Source organism: Actinomyces qiguomingii, from assembly GCF_004102025.1.
In the GTDB taxonomy this organism is placed as follows: domain Bacteria; phylum Actinomycetota; class Actinomycetes; order Actinomycetales; family Actinomycetaceae; genus Actinomyces; species Actinomyces qiguomingii.
In genome coordinates this window covers 1,989,057-2,011,766 of record NZ_CP025228.1, presented here as the reverse complement: position 1 = coordinate 2,011,766, position 22,710 = coordinate 1,989,057, and the positions used below count along the sequence as shown (strand labels likewise).

The window sequence follows — 22,710 nt, the reverse complement described above, 5'->3', positions numbered from 1 at the left end:
GACCGCCGTCAGGACCCGCGCACACGGGACAGGATGATCACCGGCTCATCCCCGACGACTTCGGTCAGCAGTCGGGTGCCGCCGGCGATCTGGGCGCCGGTGAGCACATCGGTCCAGGTTCCCTGCGGCAGCACGATCGTGTGGTTGGCCCAGCCGCCCAGCCTTTCTAGGCGACGCCCCAGGCGTCGCACCACCACCGCGACATCCGGCTCGCCGTCGCACAGGCGGGTGTAGGCGAAGGCGCAGGCCGTGGTGGTCGGCAGCGGCCGGTAGCCGGAGCGCTCACCGACGAAAGTGTCGGGCCTCTCGGCGCGCAGCCGACACAATTTGGACGTCAGGCGCAGTTTGGCCTCGTCCAGCGTCATCTCCGCATCGGCGGGCGCCTGTAAGACCCGTGCCAGGGAGGCACGCAGCCCGGAATCGCCGTCGTAGGCGACCGGCCGGCGGTTGTCGGGGTCCACCAGGGAGGTGCGGGTTACCTCGCTGCCCTGGTAGACGTCGGCGACTCCGAGCCAGGTCAGGGTCATCGCCTTGTTCGCCAGGATCGTGTCTCTCACGGCACGGGAGGTCAGCGCGGCGAACTCGTTGAGTTCCTCGGCCACGTCCGCTCGCGCCAGCAGAGCGGTCGCGTAGTAGGCCAGTTGGCTCTCGCGCTCGGTGTCCGGAGTCGTCCAGGTCGTCCACGACTTCTGCTCACGGGCCGCCTTGATGAGGTAGGCGCCGAGTCGCTCGCCGCTCATCGGGTCTGCCGAGGCGGGCGCCCAGGTGCCCCACAGCGTCTGCCACAACAGGTTCTCCGTGCATCCGTCCAGATCGGCCGGACGCACGTCCGCGGTCAGGTCGCGCAGCCGATGGACGAGTTCGACCCATTCGGCGCTGTAGGACGCGAGTACGTCGATGCGGGCGCGCACGTCCTCACTGCGCTTGGTGTCGTGGGTGGTGGAGGTGACCATGGTGGCGGGCCAGGTGTGCTGGACGCGCTGCGCCCAGGCGTGGGCCTCGTCGGCGGGCAGGGCGAAGCCGCCGGGATCGCCGCCCACCTCGGTCAGGCTGGTCAGGTGCGTCCAGCGGTAGAAGGTGGTGTCCTCCACGCCCTTGGCGGTCACAGCGCCGCACACCTGCTGGAAGCGGGTGATGATCTCCGCCCGCTCGGGCGTGTCCGACGGTTCACCGGTGCCAACCTGCTCGCCCAGCAGAATCGCCACCACCAGGTCCAGCGTGGGGTACTGGTCGGGGGACAGGCGGGTACGGGCCCGCTCGGCGGTGTCCCGCAGGACGGCGGCCTGCTCGTCGTCCGCCCGGCGCCCCGGAAGCACATAGGCCCGATAGCGGTCGGCGGCCACCAACAGCTCCACGACGCAGGCACGCAGATCCCGGAAGGTGTGGTCGGACAGATACAGGTCCCGGGCGGTGATCGCATGCAGCAGATCCACCAGCCGGTTGACCTCCGCGGCCAGCGAACCGGAGATGATCTCCCGCTTGGCGTCGCCGGCCACGCGGGCATAGTCGATCGGCACATTCCCGGTCAGCTCCCGCATCATGAAGCCAAGGGTGCGGGCCCCCGCAGGATCGACCTGCAGCTGGTCGATGCGCCAGGCGGCGTCATAGCCGGTGGTGCCGGCCGCATGCCAGGACTCCGGCAGCAGCTCGTCGGGGGCGAGGATCTTCTCGGCCGCAATCCAGGCCCCGTCGGTCGCGTGCGACAACCGCTCCAGATAACCCTCGGGATCGGCCAGGCCATCGGGGTGATCCACGCGCAGCGCGTCGATCGTGCCGGCCCGGAGCAGCTCGAGGATGAGGGCGTGGGAGCCCGCGAACACCTCAGGGTCCTCCACCCGCACCGCCGCCAATGTGGCGATATCGAAAAAACGCCGGTAGTTGAGCTCTTCGTCGCCGACCCGCCAGTAGGCGAGGCGGTAGTGCTGACGTGCAAGCAGCTCGGGCAAAGGCAGCGCCTGCGTGCCCGCGGCCAGCGGAAAGACGTGGTCGTAGTAGCGCAGCACCCACTGTTCGCCCCTCTCCGGTTCGGTGGGGATGACCATGCGCTCAACGCTGAACTCGCCGTCTTTGAGGACCTGTCCGATGCGCTGGCCGAGCACCGGCATCAGCAGCTTCTCGCCCCGGGGAGCGTCGAACCAGGCGACGTAGGGGGACTGCTCACCGTCACGCAACACCGACCACAAGGGCGGGTTATGCCATACCGGAGTCGGCACCGACATATGGTTGGGAACGATGTCAACCACCACACCCATGCCGGCGGCATGAGCATCCCGGGCCAGTTCCTCCAGGCCCTCCCTGCCCCCCATAACGGCGCTGATATGGGTGTGGTCGACGACGTCGTAGCCGTGGGTCGAGCCCGGGCTGGCGGCCAGAACGGGGGAGAGGTACAGATCCGTCACCCCCAGCTCATGCAGATAGGGCAGTAGGGCCCGCGCGTCGGCGAAGGTCAGTGATGTCCCCAACTGCAGCCGGTAGGTGGTCACTGGCGTGCGCCGCCCCGGTCGGGGCAGGTGTGCGGCGCGTTCGTGCTCCGGGGTAGTCATCGGGAACCTCCCTGCGGTTGTGCCCCGCGGTGCGCTGTGGGCGCTATCGCCTCCTGCACCGTGGCGGCTCGGACCTGTTGGTCGTGCTCGTCGTCGTACTCGGGACCGTCTGGCCCGTTCGGCTCGGGCTCGGGAAGCGACAGGAGGAACAGCATGGAGTGGGCCTCCACCGTCACCTCCTGGCCGGCCTGCCACTCCTCGCCGGAGCCGGTGGCCACCTGCTCCGGGCGCGGGGCCGTGCTCGGAGCGGTGTCGAGCACGGTGCGCCAGCGGGGTGAGTGGTCCGCCCCGGGCAAGGTGAAGACGATGTCTTCACCGGAGGCGTTGAACAGCGCCAGGAAAGAGTCATCACTGATGCGTCGGCCACGCTCATCGGGTTCGTGGATGGCGTCGCCGTTCAGGAAAACCGTGATTGCCCGGGCGTACCAGGTATCCCAGTCCTCATCGGTCATGCGTGCGCCGGAGGGACTGAGCCATTCGATCTCGCCTAGTTCGGACTCTCCGCCGTGGCCGGCCTCGCCGGTGAAGAAGCGGCGGCGGCGCAGCACCGGATGATCACGGCGCAGACGGATCATGTTGCGGGTGAAGCGCAGCAGATCCTCCTGCTCCTCGGTCAGGTTCCAATCGACCCAGGTGAGCTCATTGTCCTGGCAATAGCCATTGTTGTTGCCGCTCTGGGTGCGTCCCATCTCATCGCCGTGACAGATCATGGGAACACCCTGACTGAACATCAGGGTGGCTATGAAATTGCGTACCTGCCGACCACGCAGCGCCAGCACATCCGGATTATCGGTGGGGCCCTCGGCTCCGCAATTCCAGGAGCGGTTGTCCCCGGCACCGTCCGCGCCGCCCTCGCCGTTGGCCTCATTGTGCTTGTCGTTATATGAAACCAGATCATGCAGGGTGAAGCCGTCGTGCGCGGTGACGAAGTTGATGGATGACACAGGGGTGCGGCCGGAGCGCTGATACAGGTCCGAGGATCCGGTGATGCGCGCGGCGAACTCGCCCAGGGTGGAGGGCTCGCCCCGCCAGAAGTCGCGCACCGTATCCCGGTACTTGCCATTCCACTCGCTCCACATGGCGGGGAACTCGCCCACGTTGTAACCGCCCTCGCCCACATCCCAGGGCTCGGCGATCAGCTTGACCTGGGACAGTATCGGGTCCTGATGAATGATGTCGAAGAAGGCGGAGAGCTTGTCCACCTCGTGGAACTGCCGCGCCAGGGTGGAGGCCAGATCGAAGCGGAAGCCGTCCACATGCATCTCGGTGACCCAGTAGCGCAGCGAATCCATGATCATCTGCAGCACCGCCGGTGAGCGCATCAGTAAGGAGTTGCCGGTGCCGGTGGTGTCGAAGTAGTGTGCCTGATCGCCGTCGACCAGCCGATAGTAGGCCGCGTTGTCGATGCCCCGGAAGGACAGTGTGGGCCCCATGTGGTTGCCCTCGGCCGTGTGGTTGTACACCACGTCGAGAAGCACCTCGATATCGGCCTCATGGAGGGCCTTGACCATCGCCTTGAACTCCTGCACCTGCTGCCCGTCGGTGCCGTGGGCGGCGTAGGCGTTGTGCGGGGCGAAGTAGCCGATCGTGTTGTAGCCCCAGTAATTGGAAAGCCCCTTGTCCTGCAGGAAGGCATCGTTCACGAACTGATGGACCGGCATCAGCTCGATTGCGGTGATACCCAGTTTGCTGAGGTGCTCGATGACCGCAGGCTCGGCCAGGCCAGCGTAGGTGCCACGCAGGTGCTCCGGAATGTGCTCGTTGAGTCGGGTCAGGCCCTTGACATGCGCCTCATAGATGATCGTGTTGTGATACTCGTGGCTGGGTGGGCGGTCCCGTCCCCAGTCAAAGTATGGTGAGACCACTACCGAGCGCATGGTGTCGGGAGCCGAGTCCTGCTGGTTGCGCACCGCAGGGTCGGAGAAGTCGTAGGAGTACAGCGCCTGCGAACCGGTGACCTGGCCGGAGATGGCCTTGGCGTAGGGGTCCAGCAGGAGTTTCGAGGGATCGCAGCGGTGCCCGTTGGCGGGGTCATAGGGGCCGTGCACTCGGTAGCCGTAGTGCTGGCCGGGCTGCACGGACGGCAGGTAGGCGTGCCACACATCGGCGTCCTCCTCCGTCAGTGGAATGCGGGTCTCCTGACCGTCGTCGTCGAACAGGCACAGTTCAACCGCCTCGGCGACCGAGGAGTACAGGGCGAAGTTAGTGCCCGAACCGTCGTAGTTCGCACCCAGCGGGTAGGCCCGGCCCGGCCATACCGAGCGTTCGGGGTTCGCCGGTTCCTGTGCCCGCACCTCGGTGGGCTGCTCGGCGGCAGGTATGGCTGGTGGCGTTGAAGGCTCCGGTTCAGTGGCGGAGGCGGTTGTGGCACTGTGCATGGACCTAACTGTGCCACGGATTGAAGGCCTGGGAAGGGACATGCCGGAGCGGGGCGCGGCGACGGCGGTAGCCGCTAAACGGTGGCTAATACTGCCGTACTGGGGCAGTGTCGCGGGACAGGCGTGACCTAGGTCATCGGCGGTCGTGGCGGTGTGATTTGGCAGCGTCCGTGACGCTCTGCTACCTTTTTCCGTGCCTCCCCGCCAGGGGCGGATATGCGGATGTGGCTCAGTTGGTAGAGCATCACCTTGCCAAGGTGAGGGTCGCGGGTTCGAGTCCCGTCATCCGCTCGGGCGATTGGCGCAGCGGGAGCGCGCTTCCCTGACACGGAAGAGGTCACTGGTTCGATCCCAGTATCGCCCACTGTGTGAAGGCCGCCGGCCGGGCGACTCGGGCCTGTGCCGTGATAATTCGGGCAGAGAGCGGATAAGCAGGGGGTGTCCTTGACGGGTGCGTACGGCGATGAATCATTGCGCCCGGATCTGTTGCCCGTCGTCGTAGGCGGAGATATAGGGGCCTACGCCTTGGCTCGTCAACTCCACGAGGCTACCGGCCAGCAGGTGACTCTGATCGCTTCCCAACCCATTCAGGCTATCGCGCTGTCTGGATACATCGAAGTGGTGTACCGCAAGGTGGAGGATCTGGCCCTGATCGCCGTGTTGCGCAGCCTGGCCCAAGGGCGTCGCCCGCGCAGCGCCGTGGTGATGACCAACCTCGATTCTGTAGCCCACACGCTGGTATCCCATCGGGATGAACTCGAGCCGACCTACGTGGTGCCGTTCCCTTCCAGGTCGGCGATGGAGCGCCTGAGCAACAAGGTGAGTTTCGCTCAGGCCTGTGAGGCACTGGGGCTGCGCACGCCCCGGCAGGTGGCGATCACCGGGGCCGATCTGGCGGCCAGCGATCCCCAGATCGACATCCCCCTGCCCCTGGTGGGTAAGGCCGCCATCGGTTCGGACTGGGACAGGCTGAACTTCGAGGGCAAGCGGAAGATTTATTTCCTGGACACCCCTGAGCAGCTGCACGACATGTGGGAGGATCTGCGGCGCGCGGGCTTCGAATCCACCTTCCTGGTCCAGGAGCGCATACCGGGAGAGGACCACGCCATGCGGTCGGTGACCGCATACATCGACTCTGCCGGGAGCACCGGTGTGATCGGATCCGCGCGGGTTCTGCTTGAAGATCATGCTCCGTCACTGATCGGCAACCCGGTGGCAATGATCACTGAGCCATTCCCGGAGCTGTGGGAGGCCGCGGAAAGGCTCCTGGCGCAGGTGGACTACCGGGGCTTCGCCAACTTCGACATCAAGATCGACCCCCGCGACGGTCAGCCCGTCTTCTTCGAAGTCAATCCGCGCATCGGTCGGAACTGCTACTACCTCAACGCCGCCGGCGTGAACCCGATGCTGCCCATGATCCAGGACCTGGTGGACTGCCGGCCCGGTCCGCGGCAGGAGGCTGACCGGGAGGCGCTCTACAGTCTGCTGCCTCATCATCTGCTGCTGCACCAGCTCGATGACCCGGTGCTGCGTCGACGCGTGCTGCGGCTGGCCCCGCGCGCCGTGGACCCGCTGCTGGATCCCGCCGAACGCTCGCTGCGTCGACGTCTGTTGGTGGCCGCGCAGAAGCTCAACCACGATCGCAAGTTCCACCGCTTTCATCCCAAGCCGCTGCTGCGTAGACGATGACGGCATCTGATCCCGCATCCGGACTAGGGCGGTTGTACTTTGTGGGGAGGAGTCGAGACGGACGATCCTCCCCGCGAAGGATGCCCGGCGTCCCCGGTCTGGTAATACCATGGGTAAAACACAGTTTTTACTCAGGAGAGCTCGCATATGGCCTTAGAACCGTCACCTGACCGCGGCCGGATAGTCGCCCTCGACGCCGACCAGATGCGCATGGCGATCGGTGGGAAACCGGCGTGCCTGGAGCAGACCGAGCCCTGGGAGGCCTTCGAGCGCAGCCAGGGCCGTACCTTGTTCGGTCGTTATGCCTATGAGGTGGATTCCAAAACGGTGGCGGTGATCGCCCTGTACCGCTACGGCCTGGCGAAGTGGTCCTTCCTGTGGGCCAAGCATGGACCGGTGTGGCTCGGCGAGCAGACCCCGGCCCGTGAGGCCGAACTGCGCCGCCTGCTCGTGCAAGAGGTGCGGCGACGGGACAAACGTGTCGCCTTCATCCGCATGCACGCCCGTTTCCAGGCGCGAGACACCCTGCCGCTGATGAGTTCGATCACCTATGACCGCACCTACGTGATCGACCTGCGCCCGGGCACACCCGAGGCGGTGCGCGCCGCCATGCCTAAGGACGGGCGCCGAGGCGTGCGCCGCGCCGAGCGCGTTGCCCGTGAGGCCGGATGCACCGTGGCGGAGGAGACCGGACTGAGCCGGGAGGAGTTTGAGAGCGTCTACCAGGTCTTGGTCGCCACCGCCGAGCGTGACGGCTTCCGTCCCCATCCGATCGGCGTCTATTGGGACATGCTCACCAGCCTGGGTCCGAAGCACGCCCGGCTGTTCGTACTACGGCGTGATGGCGTGCCGCACTGCTGGGACTTGGTAACCGTCACCGGGAAGGATGCCGCCACCTACTACGGTGCGTCCTCGGACGCCTCGCGCAGCTTCCGGGGCGCCGAAGCGCTGGACTGGGCCGTGGCCTGCCAGCTCGCCGCGGAGGGCCTGCGCAGCTTGGACCTGATGGGGGCCGAATCCACCCGCGTGCCGGAACTGTACGGTGTGGGCCGGTACAAGCGCCGCTTCGCGCAGCATCCCACCGAGGTCGACGGCGCGTGGGACGTGCCCGTCCGGCCGCTGCTATACCGGTCGCTGGTGGGTGCGCGGCGCACGCGTCACGCGATTCGTCGGCGCATTGGGCGCTGACGGCGCATCGGGCGCTGCCGGCTCGGGGCGACCTGCCGTTCCGCCCTACCCGCGGTGACGAGACCACTCCTGCGCCAGACGGACGGCCCGAGCGGCGCGGTCATTGTCCAGTTCCGTCGGCAGCGCCACCACCCGCGCGGAGACGTCGTGAGTCACCGGCAGGCCTTCGGGCGGAACCCGGAATGCCTTCAATGCGGTCTTGCCGTCCACTCCGGGATAGAGCAGGGGCCGCCCCCACCGCTCAGCGAATACGCCAATTGCGCGCATGGCGGTGATTAGGTGCTCGGCCTGAGCGGTGTCGGGAAGCAACAGGGGGAACCGCAGGAGCGGTTCTGGCTCGCCGCCTATCACCGCACCGGGCACGCTGACTCCCGGCAGCTCCGGCAGGGTCTGTCGGAAGCTGTTCACGATCCGGATGCGGGCGGTATTGGCGGCGGTCAGCTCGTGCAGGGCGGCGGTGGCCCTGCCTGCCACCCACTGCGATGGCGCCATTGGCGCATAGGGCAGCTGACCGCCCTGCTCGGCGCGGGCCACAGGTGGGTCCAGCAGGCCGAGGCGAGAGGCTGCCGCACGTGCCGGGGACGATACGGCCTGCGGCACACGCGCCAGGACCCGGGCCTGATTGCGATACATGCGTGACGCCGCATCTAAACGGGGCGAAAGTGGCGGCAGCCCCGCCAACGCGGCTCTCAACGCCGAGTCGAGGCCGGGGTCGCGCGATCCCAGCGCCGGATTGACCCACACCGCGCCACCGAAGTGGGTCGGCAGGATTTTCTGCACACCGAATGAGTGGAAGGACACGTCCGCTAGCGGCTGCAACTCATCTGCGCGCGCTAGCCGGGCCACGCAGTGCGCGGCGTCCTCCATGACCAGGGCGCCCGCGGCCCTTGCCCGTCGAGCCAGGTCGGCCGACTCCCGCTCGGCCTGAATGCCGAAGGTGTGCTGAATGATGACGCCGCGCAACGCGCTGCCGCGGCCCTCGGCGGCAGGTGTGGGGGACTGATCGCAGGCACCCGGGGTGAGTGCCAGCGTATCGGCGTCAATGTCGGCGTAGCGCGGCGAAAGCCCCGCCGCGATGATGGGAACCACCGCGGTGCAGCAGGTGAACAGTTGGGTAAGAACATCACCGTCTCCGCGCAGGGCGTGGAGCTGCTCCAGCACCACCTGCATGCCGTAGCGCGCCTTGAACACCGGATACCAGTCCTGCGCATCGGTATCGCTCAGGCGGGCCAGTTCGGCCCGCAACTGCGGGAAACGGCTGTCGACTCCGGTCATCGCGTCAGTCATAGCGATCTCCTCCAGGCAACTCACTGCGGGCAGTGGCGAATGTTAGGCAGTGTAGTGGCCGTCAGCCGGTACCATCCGCTACCGAGTCCAAGGCGATCCGCCCCTTACTCCCAGGAGCACCCATATGAAGAAGTTCCAGCCGGTCATTGTCGGCGGAGACATCGGCGCCTACGCGCTGGCCCGCCAGCTGAATGATGCCTACGGCGTCGTGCCCGTGCTAGTGACCAAGTATGATCCGCTGGCGATCCGGGACTCTGCGATCGTGACCCGTCACCAGTGCGACCGCGCCGACGACGCCGCAGGGCTGGTAGCGGATCTGGAGGCACTGGGCGCGCGGCTGTCGGCGGACAACCCCGGGGTGCCGCTGCTTCTACTTGCGAACACCGACTGGCGGATCCGGGTCCTGGCCGAGCACCGCGACCGTCTGGAACGGTTCTACCTGGTGCCGATCCCCCAACTGGAGACGATCGACCTGGTCAGTGACAAGGAAAGATTCGCGCGGGTGGCCGCCGAGCAGAACCTGCCGGTGCCACGTTCCCACTACCAGGACTTCTCCGGGGCTGACGCCCCGGACTGGGCTCCCGTCCCCCTGCCCGAGGACTTTTTCTTCCCGCTGGTGGCTAAACCGGCGGACTCCGCCGCCTACGAGACCCTCATATTCGAGGGCCGCAAGAAGGTCTACTTCATCCAAGACGCCGTGGAGCTGGAGGAGCTTTGGCGCACGCTGGTGGCGGCCGGGTTCCGCAGCCGCTTCGTGGTGCAGCAGTTGGTACCCGGGGATGACACGGCGATGTACTCCCTGACCGCATATGTGGATTCCCAGGGGCGCATGTCTATGGGCGTCGCGGCCCGGGTGCTGCTGGAGGAGCATGCGCCGGCCACACTGGGCAACCCCTGCGCCATGATCACCTTCGACGCCCCGGACCTGCTCGCCGCCGCCGAGCGTTTCCTCGCGGCCACCGGCTACCGGGGCTTCGCGAACTTCGACATCAAGCGCGATCCACGCACGGGGGAGTTCTACTTCCTGGAGGTCAACCCGCGCATAGGCCGCAACAGCTTCTACTGCGTTGGCGCCGGAGTGAATCCGATGGAGGTTCTCGTTGCGGACGTGGTCGAAGAACAGCCAATCGAGCCGGGCCGTTACACGGCGGCGTGCTTGTATACACTGGTTCCGCGGCGCCTGCTGGACCGGTATGTGCGCGATGAGGCACTGCGCCGTCGAGTCGGAGAGCTGCGCCGTTCGGGACGCGTGATCAACCCGCTGAACAACCCGCGGGACGCCTCCCCGCGGCGCCGACTGTACCGGCTGGCCGGCGAACTCAGCCAGTGGCGCAAGTTCCGTAACCACTATCCCGTCCCCACCGACACCGGCTTCTGAACCCCCTCCTGAGCCCTTGGCGGCAGGCCGCCAGATGCCGTCCGGGACCGGTGCGGGGCGGGTCACGCGCCGCTCCAGCGCCTCAGCCGCCGGGGCCCCGGCGCCACTGGGTATGATCCGATGCGTGCGAGCACCAGTACAGCTCGCCTAAACCTGATCGATTGATCAAAAGGAGCCTCCGTGTCCAACCAGTCCACCATCGACATTCTCCTCGAAGGCGCGAGCCGCAGTCTCGAGGAGGGCACCACGGGCACCACCCTGTTCGCGGAGCGGATCAAGACCGACGGCGTCGTGGCTATGCGGGTCGATGGTGAGCCCTGGGACCTGGACCGCGTCCTGCCTGCCGACGCCGTCGTCGAGCCCATTACGCTGGACAGTGAGGACGGGCTGAACATTTTGCGGCACTCGGCTACCCACGTGATGGCGCAGGCCGTCCAGGAGCTGTTCCCAGACGTGAACCTCGGCATCGGCCCCTTCATCACCGACGGCTTCTACTACGACTTCGGCGGTATCGACGCCGTCACCCCGGAACTGCTGCGCGAGATCGAGAAGCGCATGAAGCGCATCGTCAAGGAGGGCCAGACCTTCCGCCGCCGCGACATCACCGAGGCCGAGGGGCGCTCCGAACTGGCCGACCAGCCCTACAAGCTGGAGCTGATCACCACCAAGGGCGCCGGCGCCGAGTCCGCCTCCGTGGAGGTCGGTGCGGGCGGACTGACCATGTATGACAACGTCCGCCGCGACGGCACCGTCGCCTGGAAGGACCTGTGCCGCGGCCCCCACCTGCCCTCCACCAGGCTCATCGGCAACGGCTTCGCCCTGACCCGCTCCTCGGCCGCCTACTGGAAGGGCGACCAGAACGGGGACTCCCTGCAGCGCATATACGGCACCGCCTGGGCCAGCAAGGATGATCTAAAGGCCTATCAGACCCGCATGGCCGAGGCCGCCCGCCGCGACCACCGCAGGCTCGGCGCCGAGCTGGACCTGTTCTCCTTCCCCGAAGAGATCGGCCCCGGCCTGGTCGTCTTCCACCCCAAGGGCGGCATCCTGCGCCACGAGATTGAGCAGTACGTGATCGACCGGCACATCGAGGCCGGCTACGACCTGGTCCACACCCCGGAGATCTCCAAGGGCGGCCTGTTCCACACCTCCGGGCACCTGCCCTACTACGCGGACACCATGTTCCCGCCCATGCTCGCCGACGAGGAGCGTGACGCGCAGGGCAACATCACCAAGGCCGGCCAGGAGTACTACCTCAAGGCCATGAACTGCCCCATGCACAACCTGATTTTCCGCTCCCGCGGCCGCTCCTACCGGGAACTGCCGCTTAAGTTCTTTGAGATGGGCCGCGATTACCGCTACGAGAAGAGCGGCGTGGTACACGGGCTCACCCGCATGCGGGGCTTCACCCAGGACGACTCCCACACCTACTGCACCCCCGAGCAGGCGGGGGAGGAGATTCGGCGGCAGATCGAGTTCTTCCTGTCGATCCTCAAGGCCTTCGGCCTGGACGACTTCTACCTGGAGCTGTCCACCCGCGACGATGACGGCGCCAAGCAGGACAAGTTCATCGGCTCGGACGCGGACTGGGAGGCCGCCACCCGCACCCTGCAGGAGGTGTGCGACTCCACCGGCCTGGAGCTGGTTCCCGACCCGGGCGGCGCCGCCTTCTATGGGCCGAAGGTATCCGTGCAGGTCAAAGACGCCATTGGCCGTACCTGGCAGATGTCCACCATCCAATACGATTTCAATCAGCCCGAGCGCTTCGACCTGGAGTACACGGCCGCCGACGGCAGCCGTAGGCGGCCCATCATGATTCACGCCGCCAAGCTCGGCAGCGTGGAGCGTTTCATCGGCGTGCTCACCGAGCACTACGCCGGTGCCTTCCCCGCCTGGCTGGCGCCCGTGCAGGTGCGGCTGGTGCCCGTGGCGGAGGCCTTCGACGCTTACGTCGATGACGTGGCCGCCAAGCTGCGCTCCCGGGGCGTGCGCGTGGAAGTGGACCACTCCGATGACCGCTTCGGCAAGAAGATCCGCAACGCCTCCAAGGAGAAGATCCCCTTCACGCTGATCGCCGGCGGGGAGGACGCCGATGCCGGAGCGGTCTCCTTCCGCTTCCGCGACGGCACCCAGACCAACGGCGTGCCCGTGGAGGAGGCCGTGGCACACATTGCGCAGGTGATTGCCGAACGCATCAATGATCCGGCAGGGGAGAAACTCACCCATGACTGAGCAGGCACAGCCCGAGCGGACCGAGGCCAGTACGGCCCCCGGCGGCCCGCTGAGTCACCTGGAGGGCACCGTAGTAGACGGTGTGCGCATCGAAACGCCTTTTCAGCATGCCGACGCTCCTGACCCATTCGGGCGGCTGTGGACCCCGCACCGCATGGTCTACATCGGCGGGCAGGACCGGCCGGCGGATGACACGGTCGCCCAGTGCCCCTTCTGCGCCGCCCCAGGCCGCAATGATGCCGACGCCCTGATTGTGCATCGCGGCCAGACCGCCTACGTGCTGATGAACCTGTACCCCTACAACACCGGCCACCTACTGATCTGCCCCTACCGGCACGTCTCCGACTGGACCGAGGCGACCGACGCCGAACGGACGGAGATCGGGCGGCTCACCGCCCGGGCCATGGAGGTGGTGCGTGCGGTGTCCCATCCCCACGGTTTCAACCTGGGCATGAACCAGGGCGAGGTCGCCGGCGCCGGCATCGCCGCCCACCTGCACCAGCACATCGTGCCGCGATGGACCGGGGACGCCAACTTCATGCCGATCATTGGTAAGACCAAGCCGGTGCCCCAGCTGCTGGGTGATCAGCGCGAACAGTTGGCCACAGCCTGGAACAGTGCGCCCACCGCCCTGGATGCCCATTGCAACGCCGACTCTGAAGGCTGAGGAGTCGCATGCTTGGACAACACGGAAGAGGCATCACCCGCGCCCTGTTCACCGGCCCTGCCCGGGTCCTGGCCAGGCTCGGCGTCACCCCCAATATGCTTACGGTCGCCGGGACGGTGGCCACCATCGCCGTTGCCGTTCTTACCCTGCCCCAGGGACGCTTCATCCTCGGCCCCGTGCTGCTTCTGCTAGTGCTGATCGGCGACTCCTTCGATGGCATCCTGGCCCGCCTGACCGGCACGGAGTCCTCCTTTGGTGCCTTTCTGGACTCCACCATGGACCGATTGGCCGACGGCGCCGTCTTCGGCTCCTTGGCCGTGTGGGCGGCCCTGCACCTGAATCCGGGAGCGCTGCGCACCGTAACCGTTGCCATCGCCGTGACCGTAGTTGTGCTTGCCGCCGCCGTCCCCTACGCCCGAGCTCGGGCCGAGTCCGTAGGCGCCACCGCGACGGTCGGTATCGCCGAGCGCACCGACCGGCTGATCGCCGCCGGCGTAGGGACTGTCGCCGTCGGCTTGGGAGCGCCCACTTGGGTGCTCACGGCGGCGCTGGCTGTGATCGCAGTGGCATCACTGATCACCGTAGTACAGAGGATTATGGCGGTCCGAGAGCAGCTGTGGCGCCCGGGAACGTTGGAGGCGGACTCATGAGCATCGGCATTGAGGACTTGTACCGTTTCGCCTGGCGGCATGTGCGCAAACTGCCCACACCCCTCGGCTACAGCCTGTCCGCAGCCGGGGCCGACGTCGTGTGGGCGCTGCACCGCATTCGTGGCGGCGACAGGGGCGTGGGGCAGTTGGAGAAGAACCTTGCGCGGCTGATGCCGGAGGCCTCCGCCCGCCAACTGCGCCGCGCCTCCCGCAACGCCATGCGCTCCTACATGCGCTACTTCTACGAGGCCTTCGCCCTGCCAGGCATGAGCCCGGAGCAGATTCTGGCCCGTGTACGCCCGGAGATCGACGCGCGCCTGCACACCGACATCGCCCGTGGCTCCGTCGTGGTGGCCCTGCCTCATATGGGCAATTGGGATCTCGCCGGTGCCTGGGCTTGTCGGGAGCTCGCCCAGGTGCTCACCGTGGCCGAGAAACTGGAGCCCGCGGATCTGTTCGAGCAGTTCGTCGCCTTCCGCCAGTCCCTGGGGATGAGGATCATCGGCCAGGGCCGTGGGGATAAAGTCTTCGACCTTCTCCTGCAGGCGGCCGCACAGGGCCGCTATCTGATTGCGCTGCTGGCCGACCGGGACCTGTCCAGCTCGGGTGTGTTGACATCTCTGGCGGATCATCCGGCGCGCGTGGCGGCCGGCCCGGCCGCACTGGCCGAGCGTCTCAACCTGCCCCTGTACTACGCCTCGATCCATTACGAGCGGCTGAAAGGCGAACGGCGTCGGCAGGCCGGCTCGCCGTGGGGCATCGTATTGACAATCCGCCCTGTGGAAATGCCCACGGCCGGTCGGGGACGCGAGCGCGTCACCGCCTTGACCCACGCCTGGACGGCGCAGATCTCCCCGTACTTGGCGGCGCATGCCACCGACTGGCACATGCTCCAGCCGGTTTTCGATGCCGACCTCGATCCGGCGCGGCTGGCCCGCAGGCATGCGACCGAGGCCGCGCGATCCGCCTCAGACGGCAAGCCGGAGGGAGAGGTAGAGGTATGAGAATCGGGATCGTGTGCCCCTACTCGCTGGACGCCCACGGTGGCGTGCAGGCACATGTCATGGACCTGGCCGAGGAATTGATGAGCCGCGGTCACCGGGTTCAGGTGCTCGCCCCCGCATCCCCGGAGCTGGAGCTGCCCGAATGGGTCTCCAGCGCCGGCGACGCCATAGCTATCCCCTACAACGGTTCAATCGCCCGCCTCAACTTCGGTGCGGCGGTGGCGCGCCGCGCCCACCGTTGGCTAGTCGCCGGCGACTTCGACCTGCTGCACATCCACGAGCCGATCACCCCCAGTGTCGGCATGTTGGCACTGCAGGCCACCAACGGCCCGGTGGTCGGCACCTTCCACGCCGCCATGGACCGTTCGCTGGCCCGGGAGCTGCTGTCACCGGTGACCGTACCGCTGGTGGAGAAACTCACCGCCCGGATTGCCGTGTCTGAGGAGGCGCGTCGCACCCTGATCCAGTACCACGGCGGTGATGCGGTGGTGATCCCCAACGGGGTGAATGTGGCGCCCTTCGCTAACGCTCCCAAGGATGATCCGCGTTTCGTCGGCACGGAATCGGCGCCCACCATCTCTTTCCTGGGCCGCCTGGATGAACCCCGCAAGGGCCTGCAAGTGCTCGCCCGCGCGATTCCGCGGGTACTGTCAACCATTCCGGACGCCCGTTTCCTCATAGCCGGTCGTGGCGATGCCGGTGGTGAACGTGCCGCCCTGGCCCGATACGGGGATCGGGTGGTTTTCCTTGGTGGTGTCTCCGACGCCGACAAGGCCGCGATGCTGGCCTCCTGCTCCTGCTATGTGGCCCCGCAGACCGGGGGGGAGTCCTTTGGCATTGTGCTGGTTGAGGCGATGGCGGCCGGTACCCATGTGGTTGCCTCCGACCTGACCGCCTTCTCCGACGTGCTTGGTGCCGGAGCCTACGGAGCCCTGTTCCGCAACGGTGATGGGGAGGATCTGGCACGTAGCATTGTGGACACGCTCACCGACACCGCGGCCGCCGACGCGCGTAGGACGGCCGCTTCGACGGTGGTGGGCCGTTATGACTGGTCGGCGGTGACCGACGCCGTTCTGGACGTGTACGACATGGCCCTTTCCACCGCCCACACCCGGGTTACCGTCGCCCCCGGATCTCGCACCATGATGGGCCGTCTGCGCGACGCCCTTGAGGACTGAGCGGAGGAGACAGTGCCGCCGATTCCTATCATCTGCGTGGGACCGCCACCTTTAGCGGTCCCGCCAGGCCCGGCTGGAGGGCCTCCGTTCTGGTTGGTGCCGGCCGTGGTCGTCCTCGCCGTTGCGCTCGTGGTACTGGCCATCGCCTGGTCCTTGTATGCCAAGGCGCTGCGTGTGGACCGACTACACCGGCAGGTCCTGGGCTCGCGCGCCACCCTGGAGGCCCAGTTGGTGCACCGGGCGCAAGCGGCCGCCGACCTGGCTGCCTGTGGCCTGCTCGATCCGGCATCGGCGTTGTTGCTGTCCCGCGCCGCCTACGACGCGCTGGACGCCGATGGCCCACTGGTTGAGGACGGCCTGGGTGTGGAGGCGACCGGGCGGGGTGAAACCGGCGGGGAGCAGTCGCGTAGCCGGGCACGCATCGAATCGGACCTGTCGCGCGTGATCCGCACCGTGGTCGACCCGCAGGCCCGCACGGCCCTTGGAACCGACCCGGTGGGCCGAGAGCTGTTGGGCAGGTTGGACAAGGCCGCCTACCGCCTGATGCTGGCCCGCCGCTTCCACAACACCCATGTGGCCGAGGCCCAGCGGCAGCGCCGCGCATTGGACGTTCGCGCCCTGCACCTAGCCGGGCATGCTCCGCTGCCACGAACCTTCGATATCGACGATGCCATCACCGCGGAGCCTGACGCCGGTAGTACGGAGATGACTACATGAGCGGACCGTCCAACTTCTCCAGCCCAGGCGGCGCCTGGGCGCCCCGCCCCGGATACCGGCGCAGCGCCTACCCTCCCGCCGGCACCTCCCAGCTCAGACCCGACGGCGCATGGACCCCGCAGGCGATGGTGCACCGGCGTCGCGGCACCGTGGCCAGCGTGGTGATCGCCGGTGTGGGAGCTGCAGGCCTGGCACTAATGCTGTGGTTCACCTACACATCCACCACATCCGGTACGGCCTCCGAACTGCTGGTTCCGATTCTGTTGGCGCTTGTGCCACTGGCGATTGTGCTGGCGACCGTTCGTTGGATCGACCGCTGGGAACCTGAACCGCCCGGTGTGCTGGTGGCGGCCTTCCTGTGGGGTGCCGGGGTCGCCACCGTCATCTCCCTGGTGGTAAACACCTCCGCCTCCCTGCTGGTGTCAGCGGCCACCGGTTCCATGTCTGGCGGCCGCCTAGTTTCTGCCGTAGTCACCGCCCCCATCATCGAGGAGACCACCAAGGGGCTAGGTCTACTCATTGTCTTCCTGATCTGGCGGCGCAACTTCAACGGCGCCGTTGACGGCATCGTGTATGCCTCGGTGATCGCGGCCGGCTTCGCCTTCGCAGAAAACATCCTGTACTTCGTGCAGTACTCGGACGCTTTGCTGGGCACTTTCATCATGCGCGCAATCGCCTCCCCTTTCGCCCATGTGTCCTTCACCGCCTGCACCGGGTTGGCGATCGGGGCGAGTGCACGCATGCGTTCGCCGCTGGCCTGGATGTGGACCATGCCTCTGGGACTGGCCTGCGCCATCGTGCTGCACGCCTTCTGGAACGGCATGTTGAGCGTGGACTTCTCCCTGTACTTCTATGTGGAGATCCCCTTCTTCATCGCGGCGGTCAGCCTGGTGCTGTGGCTGCGCTGGCATGAGCGCATGACCATGCGGCAGCGGCTGGCGGATTATCAGCGGGCCGGCTGGTTCTCGCCGGCCGAGGTCACCATGATCACCACCGGCGCCGGCCGGTCGGCCGCTCGCCACTGGGCCAAGAGTCGCGGCCCGGCCGCGGCCCGATCAATGCGGGAGTTCCTGGCCACGGCCTCGGCCCTGGCGCAGCTGCGGCAGCACGCCATCGACGGGCATGCCGACGCCGACTTCGCCGCGCAGGAGGCTGCGCTTCTGGAGGCAATCACAAAACACCGCCATGTCTTCGCCGGATGAGGCCGGCATCGCCCACAGGGTAGGCCGGATGCTGGCTGCCGACGGGCGCGATGCGCAGCGGGTGCCCGCCAACTGGACCGAGCTGCTCGATCCCGATGAGTGGCGGCTGAATACGGCCGGGCTGCCGTTCCGTCGGGCCGCCCGCGTCATAGCCCTGCGGCAAGTGCCGCGCCCGGCGATCCTGCTCGTGATCGGGCACGACTTCGGCGATGTCTCCCACTCGTGGGGCTTCACCCCGGGTGGGGGTCTGCTGAGGGGGGAGACGCCTATCGCCGGGGCCAGGCGCGAGTTGGCTGAGGAGACCGGAATCACCCTGGCCGAGACTGCCTTGATCGGCCCGGTGGTGGAGCGTAAGGCCCTGTTCACCTTCAACCGAGTCACCTGCCGCCAGGACGAACTGTTCTACCTCACCTACCTCCAGGAGAGCGTCGGCGTGGACCGCTCCGGCTGGACCGACGCCGAGCAGCAGGTGCTGGACTCGCTGCGCTGGTGGGACCTGGACGAGCTGGACGGCGCCGTCGCGGCCGGCATGACCGTCTACCCGCGCATTCTGCCCGCGCTCGCCCGCGAGCTCCTGGACGGCTGGGACGGCCGGGTCCATCACGTCGTCGAGTACTAGCCGACCTTTTCGACGGGAACCGGCGTCATGGAGTAGCCCGACTCCCTCGCCCGCTGTTCTGTATGTTGTGCGTCTGAATTTGGGTTGTGACATACTGACCTCTGTCCGTGCTCTTTCGCCTGATGAAAGGTCCCTGATGTCTTCGATCCCCGTCGCAGCTCCTGGAGCGTCGTCGCCTGATTCGTCGCCCGAGTTCCGTGTGGAGTGGTGGGAGGTGCTGCGCGACCGGTTGAGCGATACGGTCTGGTTCGGGCGTTTGGTGCGGTTTCGTGTGGTGTGTTCGTGGTTGGCGGCGGTGGTGGTGCTGGTGGGGCTGGTTGTATCGCCGACGTTGAGGGCGGCCCTGGGCGCGTGGATCGGCTGCCTGTGGCTGCTGCTGTGCTGGTTTGTCCTGGCACGGGCGAAGACAGTGTCTTGGGCGTTGGTGTCCGGGATGCTGGCGGCGGCGATGGTGTGGGCGGGGGTTATCGCTGCGACAAGCACGTGGATCTCGGAACTGGCGGAAGTGGGGGTGTCCTCTACGGCCGCTTCGGTGGTGGTGGCCCCGTTGGTGGAGGAGGTGGGCAAGCTGGTGCCGCTGGCGGCGCTGGCTTTGGCGGCTCCGGGGCGGATACGGCGGCTGCTGGCGAGCGACTGGCTGGTGCTGGGTGTTGCCTGTGGTGCAGGGTTTGAGGCGGTTGAGGAGATGGCGCGTCGTATCGTCATCTTGGAGACACAGCCGAGCCTGTTCGGTGCGCTGGATTTGTTGACATGTTCCTACCAGGGTGTCGGTGATTTGGAGTGCTTGGGTGCGACCATGTTTTCCCTCAGTCCGTTTTCGGGGCAGGCGGGGGAGTATCTGGTTTTCGCGGGACACGCGATCCTCACCGGCCTGGTGGCCGGGACGTTTGGGACGGCAATCGCCGTGTGGCGCCGGTGCGGAGGCATGGTCGGTTGGAGGCGGGTGGTGGTGCGCGCCGCGTGCACGCTGGCGCCGTTGTGGGCACTGTGGGTCGTGATGGTGGATCACGCTGGCCGCAACGCCAGTCACTATGGGCCTTGGTCGCAGACCGGGGACCAGGCGCCGTGGTGGCCGGTGGGAGCTACCTCAACGCTGACGCTGGGCGGGCACGGGCGCGGCTGGATGCTGCTGGGACTGCTCGGTGTGGCGTGGCTGTTGGACGTGCGCGTCTTGTGGGAGGGGGGTTATACGCTGTCGCTTGAGGGCGACGACGGCGGCGGGAGGTGGGGGCCGTGGCGTCTGCGGCGTATCAAGGCGCTGCGTTATGACCGTTGGCGGTCGTTGCGGGCGGTGACGATCGATCTGGTAGCCACCACCGGAATTGAGTGGCGGTGGGCGTACCGCACGCTGTTGGAGGCGGCCGGTACTCGCCGGCCGGGGCTGTTGGCGATCGCTCCGGCGAGGTTGCGTATTGGGCGGGAGGAGGCGGTTCGCGCAGTCCTGGACTCCGTGCCGCAGCGCTGGTGGCCCTGGCGGCTCGCCGGTATGGGGGTGCTGGGAGCGGCGGCCGGCCTGGTGGCGCTGACACCCGCCCTGGCCGGCGTGTTGGAGGCGCAGTTGAACGACTCGGGCTCCTTGTGGTGGTTGGCGGGGATTCTCCACGCCTTGGGGACCTGGTGGGAGAGTTTGAGCCTGGAGCAGAAGGCCGCCTTGGTGTTCTTCGTCGGGGCGGTGGTGGTGCTCACCGGCGGGACCTTGGGGTTGGCCTTCGAGCTCGGCATGGGTGCTGCCACCTTCTTCGACGCCGCCCACGGGGCCGCTGATCTGATGCGCGACCCGTTGGGGACGGTGCGGCGTTACCTGTCTACTCACACGCCCGCTGAGATCGTCATGGATCTGGCACTGGCGGGGCTGACGATCCTGGGTGGAGGCACTGCCAGCGCCATGGGCGGGCAGGTCGCCCGCGGCGCTCACTGGGCGTCCCGCCAGGCCGCCCGCCAGGCGCGCTACGAGTACTGGCTGTGGCGTAATGACCGGGCCGCCTGGCGTAATTACGTCAAACAACGCAACCGGGCTGTGCGCGCCCACCTGGCCGATGAGACAGGTGGGGTAAAGCCCGGTTTGTTCGATCCGCGTGCCGGCAAGCACTACCCCGGCGTGCGCAAACCCGTACGCGGGTCCAGTGAGGGCGGGGTGGGCACCTGGGGCAAGGGCCGTAACCACAGCCCCTCCTGGCGCTCGGCGACCTATGAGGAGCAGGTCACCGGCGTACGCGTGCAAGACTCCTACTTCGTGGGCGGCAAGGAGTTCGACGGCTTCAAAGACGGCGCGCTCATCGAGGCCAAGGGCGAGGGTCTGGCCAACCTCATGAACCAAGAATGGGGCAAACACGTTGTCGATGACGCCGTCGAGCAGGCGAGAGAACAGGTCGCGGCGGTGCGCGCCACCGGCACCAACACCCCCATACACTGGCACATCGCCGAAAAAGAATTCTACGACCAACTCCTAGACCTCCAAGCAAACGGGGACTTCCCCTCCACCATCAAGCTGTTCCTCACCCCGCCCAACTACTACTAACCAGCAACCACAACCAGCCCACAACCGCAGCCAACAGGAAAGGAAAGACACCATGAAATGGCACCTTTCATTCAAGATTCAGCGTCCGGGTTTGGACCGGCGTATGGATGAGTCGATCGCCGGGGCGTGGGAGTTCATGCAGGCGATCAAGCCGTATGACCCCACCTTCCACCGGTGGCGGGAAACCGCCCGCACCAAGGCCCAGGCCGAGGCCAACCCCAACATCGAGACCCTCGACCAACTCCGCCAGGCCGTCTACGCAAGCGCCGACCCCGAACTCCCCGGCGTCATCAGATCATTCTTCAGCGGCGACATTGGCACTGGAGGCAGCAACCTATACATCCAACTGGGCATGGTGTACACCGACACCCACTCCATAAGACTAGAGACCGGCCCCGCCCTGGGGGCGCGTATTGACACCGATGAGGACTTCGCCGACTGGCTGATATACACCGGCGCCCGCATTATCAACCCCACCATCGGCGCACTGACCCGGGAAGACTACAAGCCCCGCAACATCAACATCGAAGGCCCAACACCATACAACTATGGTCAAGGTTGGAAGATGTTCTTCCACCGCGACTCCCCCCACTGGGCACAGGCCCACGCCCTAGCAAGCAAGGCCATGCCCGTAGCCGAGGGCGCCATCCTCACCTACGGCACCCCCGACACCTACACCCAAACCCTCAACCAATGGCCCCGCCCCCAAAACCCACAAGAAGGCCAGCCGTCATGAAATGGAATCTAGACTTCAACATCTACCGTCCGGGTTTGGACCGGCGTATGGATGAGTCGATCGCCGGGGCGTGGGAGTTCATGCAGGCGATCAAGCCGTATGACCCCACCTTCCACCGGTGGCGGGAAACCGCCCGCACCAAGGCCCAGGCCGAGGCCAACCCCAACATCGAGACCCTCGACCAACTCCGCCAGGCCGTCTACGCAAGCGCCGACCCCGAACTCCCCGGCGTCATCAGATCATTCTTCAGCGGCGACATTGGCACCGGAGGCAGCAACCTATACATCCAACTGGGCCTGACTCGTCCCGACACCCATTCCATAGAACTGGAGACGGGCCCCGCACTGGGGGCGCGTATTGACACCGATGAGGACTTCGCCGACTGGCTGATATACACCGGCGCCCGCATTATCAACCCCACCATCGGCGCACTGAGCAGACAAGGCGAGCCTCTCAACCCCGACCCCGAACCATACGACTACGGACCCGGCTGGAAGATGTTCTTCCACCGCGACTCCCCCCACTGGGCACAGGCCCACGCCCTAGCAAGCAAAGCCATGCCCGTGGCCGAGGGCGCCATCCTCACCTACGGCACCCCCGACACCTACACCCAAACCCTCAACCAATGGCCCCGCGACAACGGCTAGCCCTGTGCCTGGGCGCACGGGGACCGGTGACCGGGCGTGTTTTGACCGATCCCCTAGACTGAGGGCAGGTACGTTCG

At 66.8% G+C, this 22,710-nt stretch carries 17 protein-coding genes and 2 tRNA genes; 16 read left to right on the top strand and 3 right to left on the bottom strand.

Annotated elements, in window-relative coordinates:
* Positions 1 to 8: 8 nt before the first annotated feature.
* Both treY and glgX read right to left on the bottom strand, forming a co-directional pair.
* Positions 9 to 2,543, bottom strand: a complete 2,535-nt coding sequence (gene treY / locus CWT10_RS08245; RefSeq protein ID WP_103062811.1) for a malto-oligosyltrehalose synthase — start codon at positions 2,541 to 2,543, stop codon at positions 9 to 11.
* Positions 2,540 to 4,921: a glycogen debranching protein GlgX gene (gene glgX, locus CWT10_RS08240; protein WP_103062812.1), complete on the bottom strand. Its 2,382-nt coding sequence runs from the start codon at positions 4,919 to 4,921 to the stop codon at positions 2,540 to 2,542. The genes treY and glgX overlap by 4 nt, the downstream gene beginning before the upstream one ends.
* 218 nt (positions 4,922 to 5,139) lie before the next feature.
* On the opposite strand from glgX, the gene CWT10_RS08235 reads away from it, so the two are divergent.
* The 4 genes from CWT10_RS08235 to CWT10_RS08220 all read left to right on the top strand — a co-directional run bounded on the left by CWT10_RS08235 (position 5,140) and on the right by CWT10_RS08220 (position 7,798).
* A tRNA-Gly gene (locus tag CWT10_RS08235) sits at positions 5,140 to 5,212 on the top strand.
* 1 nt (position 5,213) lies between these two features.
* A tRNA-Val gene (locus CWT10_RS08230) sits at positions 5,214 to 5,285 on the top strand.
* A gap of 80 nt (positions 5,286 to 5,365) precedes the next feature.
* Positions 5,366 to 6,610, top strand: coding sequence for a carboxylate--amine ligase (locus tag CWT10_RS08225; RefSeq protein ID WP_233188103.1), 1,245 nt, complete (start codon positions 5,366 to 5,368; stop codon positions 6,608 to 6,610).
* 147 nt (positions 6,611 to 6,757) lie between these two features.
* On the top strand, positions 6,758 to 7,798 hold the full coding sequence (locus tag CWT10_RS08220; RefSeq protein ID WP_233188104.1) for a lipid II:glycine glycyltransferase FemX: 1,041 nt from the start codon (positions 6,758 to 6,760) through the stop codon (positions 7,796 to 7,798).
* 45 nt (positions 7,799 to 7,843) lie between these two features.
* Here CWT10_RS08220 and CWT10_RS08215 read toward each other — a convergent pair whose 3' ends face one another.
* Positions 7,844 to 9,085: a DegT/DnrJ/EryC1/StrS family aminotransferase gene (locus CWT10_RS08215; protein WP_103062813.1), complete on the bottom strand. Its 1,242-nt coding sequence runs from the start codon at positions 9,083 to 9,085 to the stop codon at positions 7,844 to 7,846.
* Positions 9,086 to 9,209: 124 nt separating this feature from the next.
* Between CWT10_RS08215 and CWT10_RS08210 the strand changes: the two genes are divergently transcribed.
* The 12 genes from CWT10_RS08210 (at position 9,210) to CWT10_RS08155 (ending at position 22,633) form a co-directional block, all read left to right on the top strand.
* The gene (locus tag CWT10_RS08210; RefSeq protein ID WP_103062814.1) at positions 9,210 to 10,463 is read left to right on the top strand and encodes a carboxylate--amine ligase; all 1,254 of its coding nucleotides are present in this window, start codon (positions 9,210 to 9,212) and stop codon (positions 10,461 to 10,463) included.
* A gap of 180 nt (positions 10,464 to 10,643) precedes the next feature.
* Complete coding sequence (gene thrS, locus CWT10_RS08205) at positions 10,644 to 12,695, top strand: threonine--tRNA ligase (RefSeq protein WP_103062815.1); 2,052 nt, start codon at positions 10,644 to 10,646, stop codon at positions 12,693 to 12,695.
* Positions 12,688 to 13,362, top strand: coding sequence for an HIT family protein (locus tag CWT10_RS08200; RefSeq protein WP_103062816.1), 675 nt, complete (start codon positions 12,688 to 12,690; stop codon positions 13,360 to 13,362). Before thrS ends, CWT10_RS08200 begins: the two co-directional genes overlap by 8 nt.
* 8 nt (positions 13,363 to 13,370) lie before the next feature.
* On the top strand, positions 13,371 to 14,012 hold the full coding sequence (gene pgsA / locus CWT10_RS08195) for a phosphatidylinositol phosphate synthase (RefSeq protein ID WP_103062817.1): 642 nt from the start codon (positions 13,371 to 13,373) through the stop codon (positions 14,010 to 14,012).
* Positions 14,009 to 15,016: a phosphatidylinositol mannoside acyltransferase gene (locus CWT10_RS08190; RefSeq protein WP_103062818.1), complete on the top strand. Its 1,008-nt coding sequence runs from the start codon at positions 14,009 to 14,011 to the stop codon at positions 15,014 to 15,016. Before pgsA ends, CWT10_RS08190 begins: the two co-directional genes overlap by 4 nt.
* On the top strand, positions 15,013 to 16,194 hold the full coding sequence (locus CWT10_RS08185; RefSeq protein WP_103062819.1) for a glycosyltransferase family 4 protein: 1,182 nt from the start codon (positions 15,013 to 15,015) through the stop codon (positions 16,192 to 16,194). The genes CWT10_RS08190 and CWT10_RS08185 overlap by 4 nt, the downstream gene beginning before the upstream one ends.
* Before the next feature lie 105 nt (positions 16,195 to 16,299).
* Positions 16,300 to 16,911, top strand: a complete 612-nt coding sequence (locus tag CWT10_RS08180; protein WP_416171707.1) for a hypothetical protein — start codon at positions 16,300 to 16,302, stop codon at positions 16,909 to 16,911.
* Positions 16,908 to 18,113: a PrsW family intramembrane metalloprotease gene (locus CWT10_RS08175; RefSeq protein ID WP_103062821.1), complete on the top strand. Its 1,206-nt coding sequence runs from the start codon at positions 16,908 to 16,910 to the stop codon at positions 18,111 to 18,113. Before CWT10_RS08180 ends, CWT10_RS08175 begins: the two co-directional genes overlap by 4 nt.
* A complete protein-coding gene (locus CWT10_RS08170; protein WP_233188105.1) occupies positions 18,097 to 18,732 on the top strand; it encodes an NUDIX hydrolase in 636 nt (211 codons plus the stop codon). Before CWT10_RS08175 ends, CWT10_RS08170 begins: the two co-directional genes overlap by 17 nt.
* Positions 18,733 to 18,868: 136 nt before the next feature.
* Positions 18,869 to 21,250, top strand: a complete 2,382-nt coding sequence (locus CWT10_RS08165) for a PrsW family glutamic-type intramembrane protease (protein WP_128683354.1) — start codon at positions 18,869 to 18,871, stop codon at positions 21,248 to 21,250.
* Between the two features lie 52 nt (positions 21,251 to 21,302).
* Positions 21,303 to 21,986: a hypothetical protein gene (locus CWT10_RS08160; protein WP_103063335.1), complete on the top strand. Its 684-nt coding sequence runs from the start codon at positions 21,303 to 21,305 to the stop codon at positions 21,984 to 21,986.
* Positions 21,983 to 22,633 carry a hypothetical protein gene (locus tag CWT10_RS08155; protein WP_128683352.1) on the top strand — a complete coding sequence of 217 codons (651 nt, stop codon included), beginning with the start codon at positions 21,983 to 21,985 and terminating at the stop codon, positions 22,631 to 22,633. Before CWT10_RS08160 ends, CWT10_RS08155 begins: the two co-directional genes overlap by 4 nt.
* Positions 22,634 to 22,710: the final 77 nt, after the last annotated feature.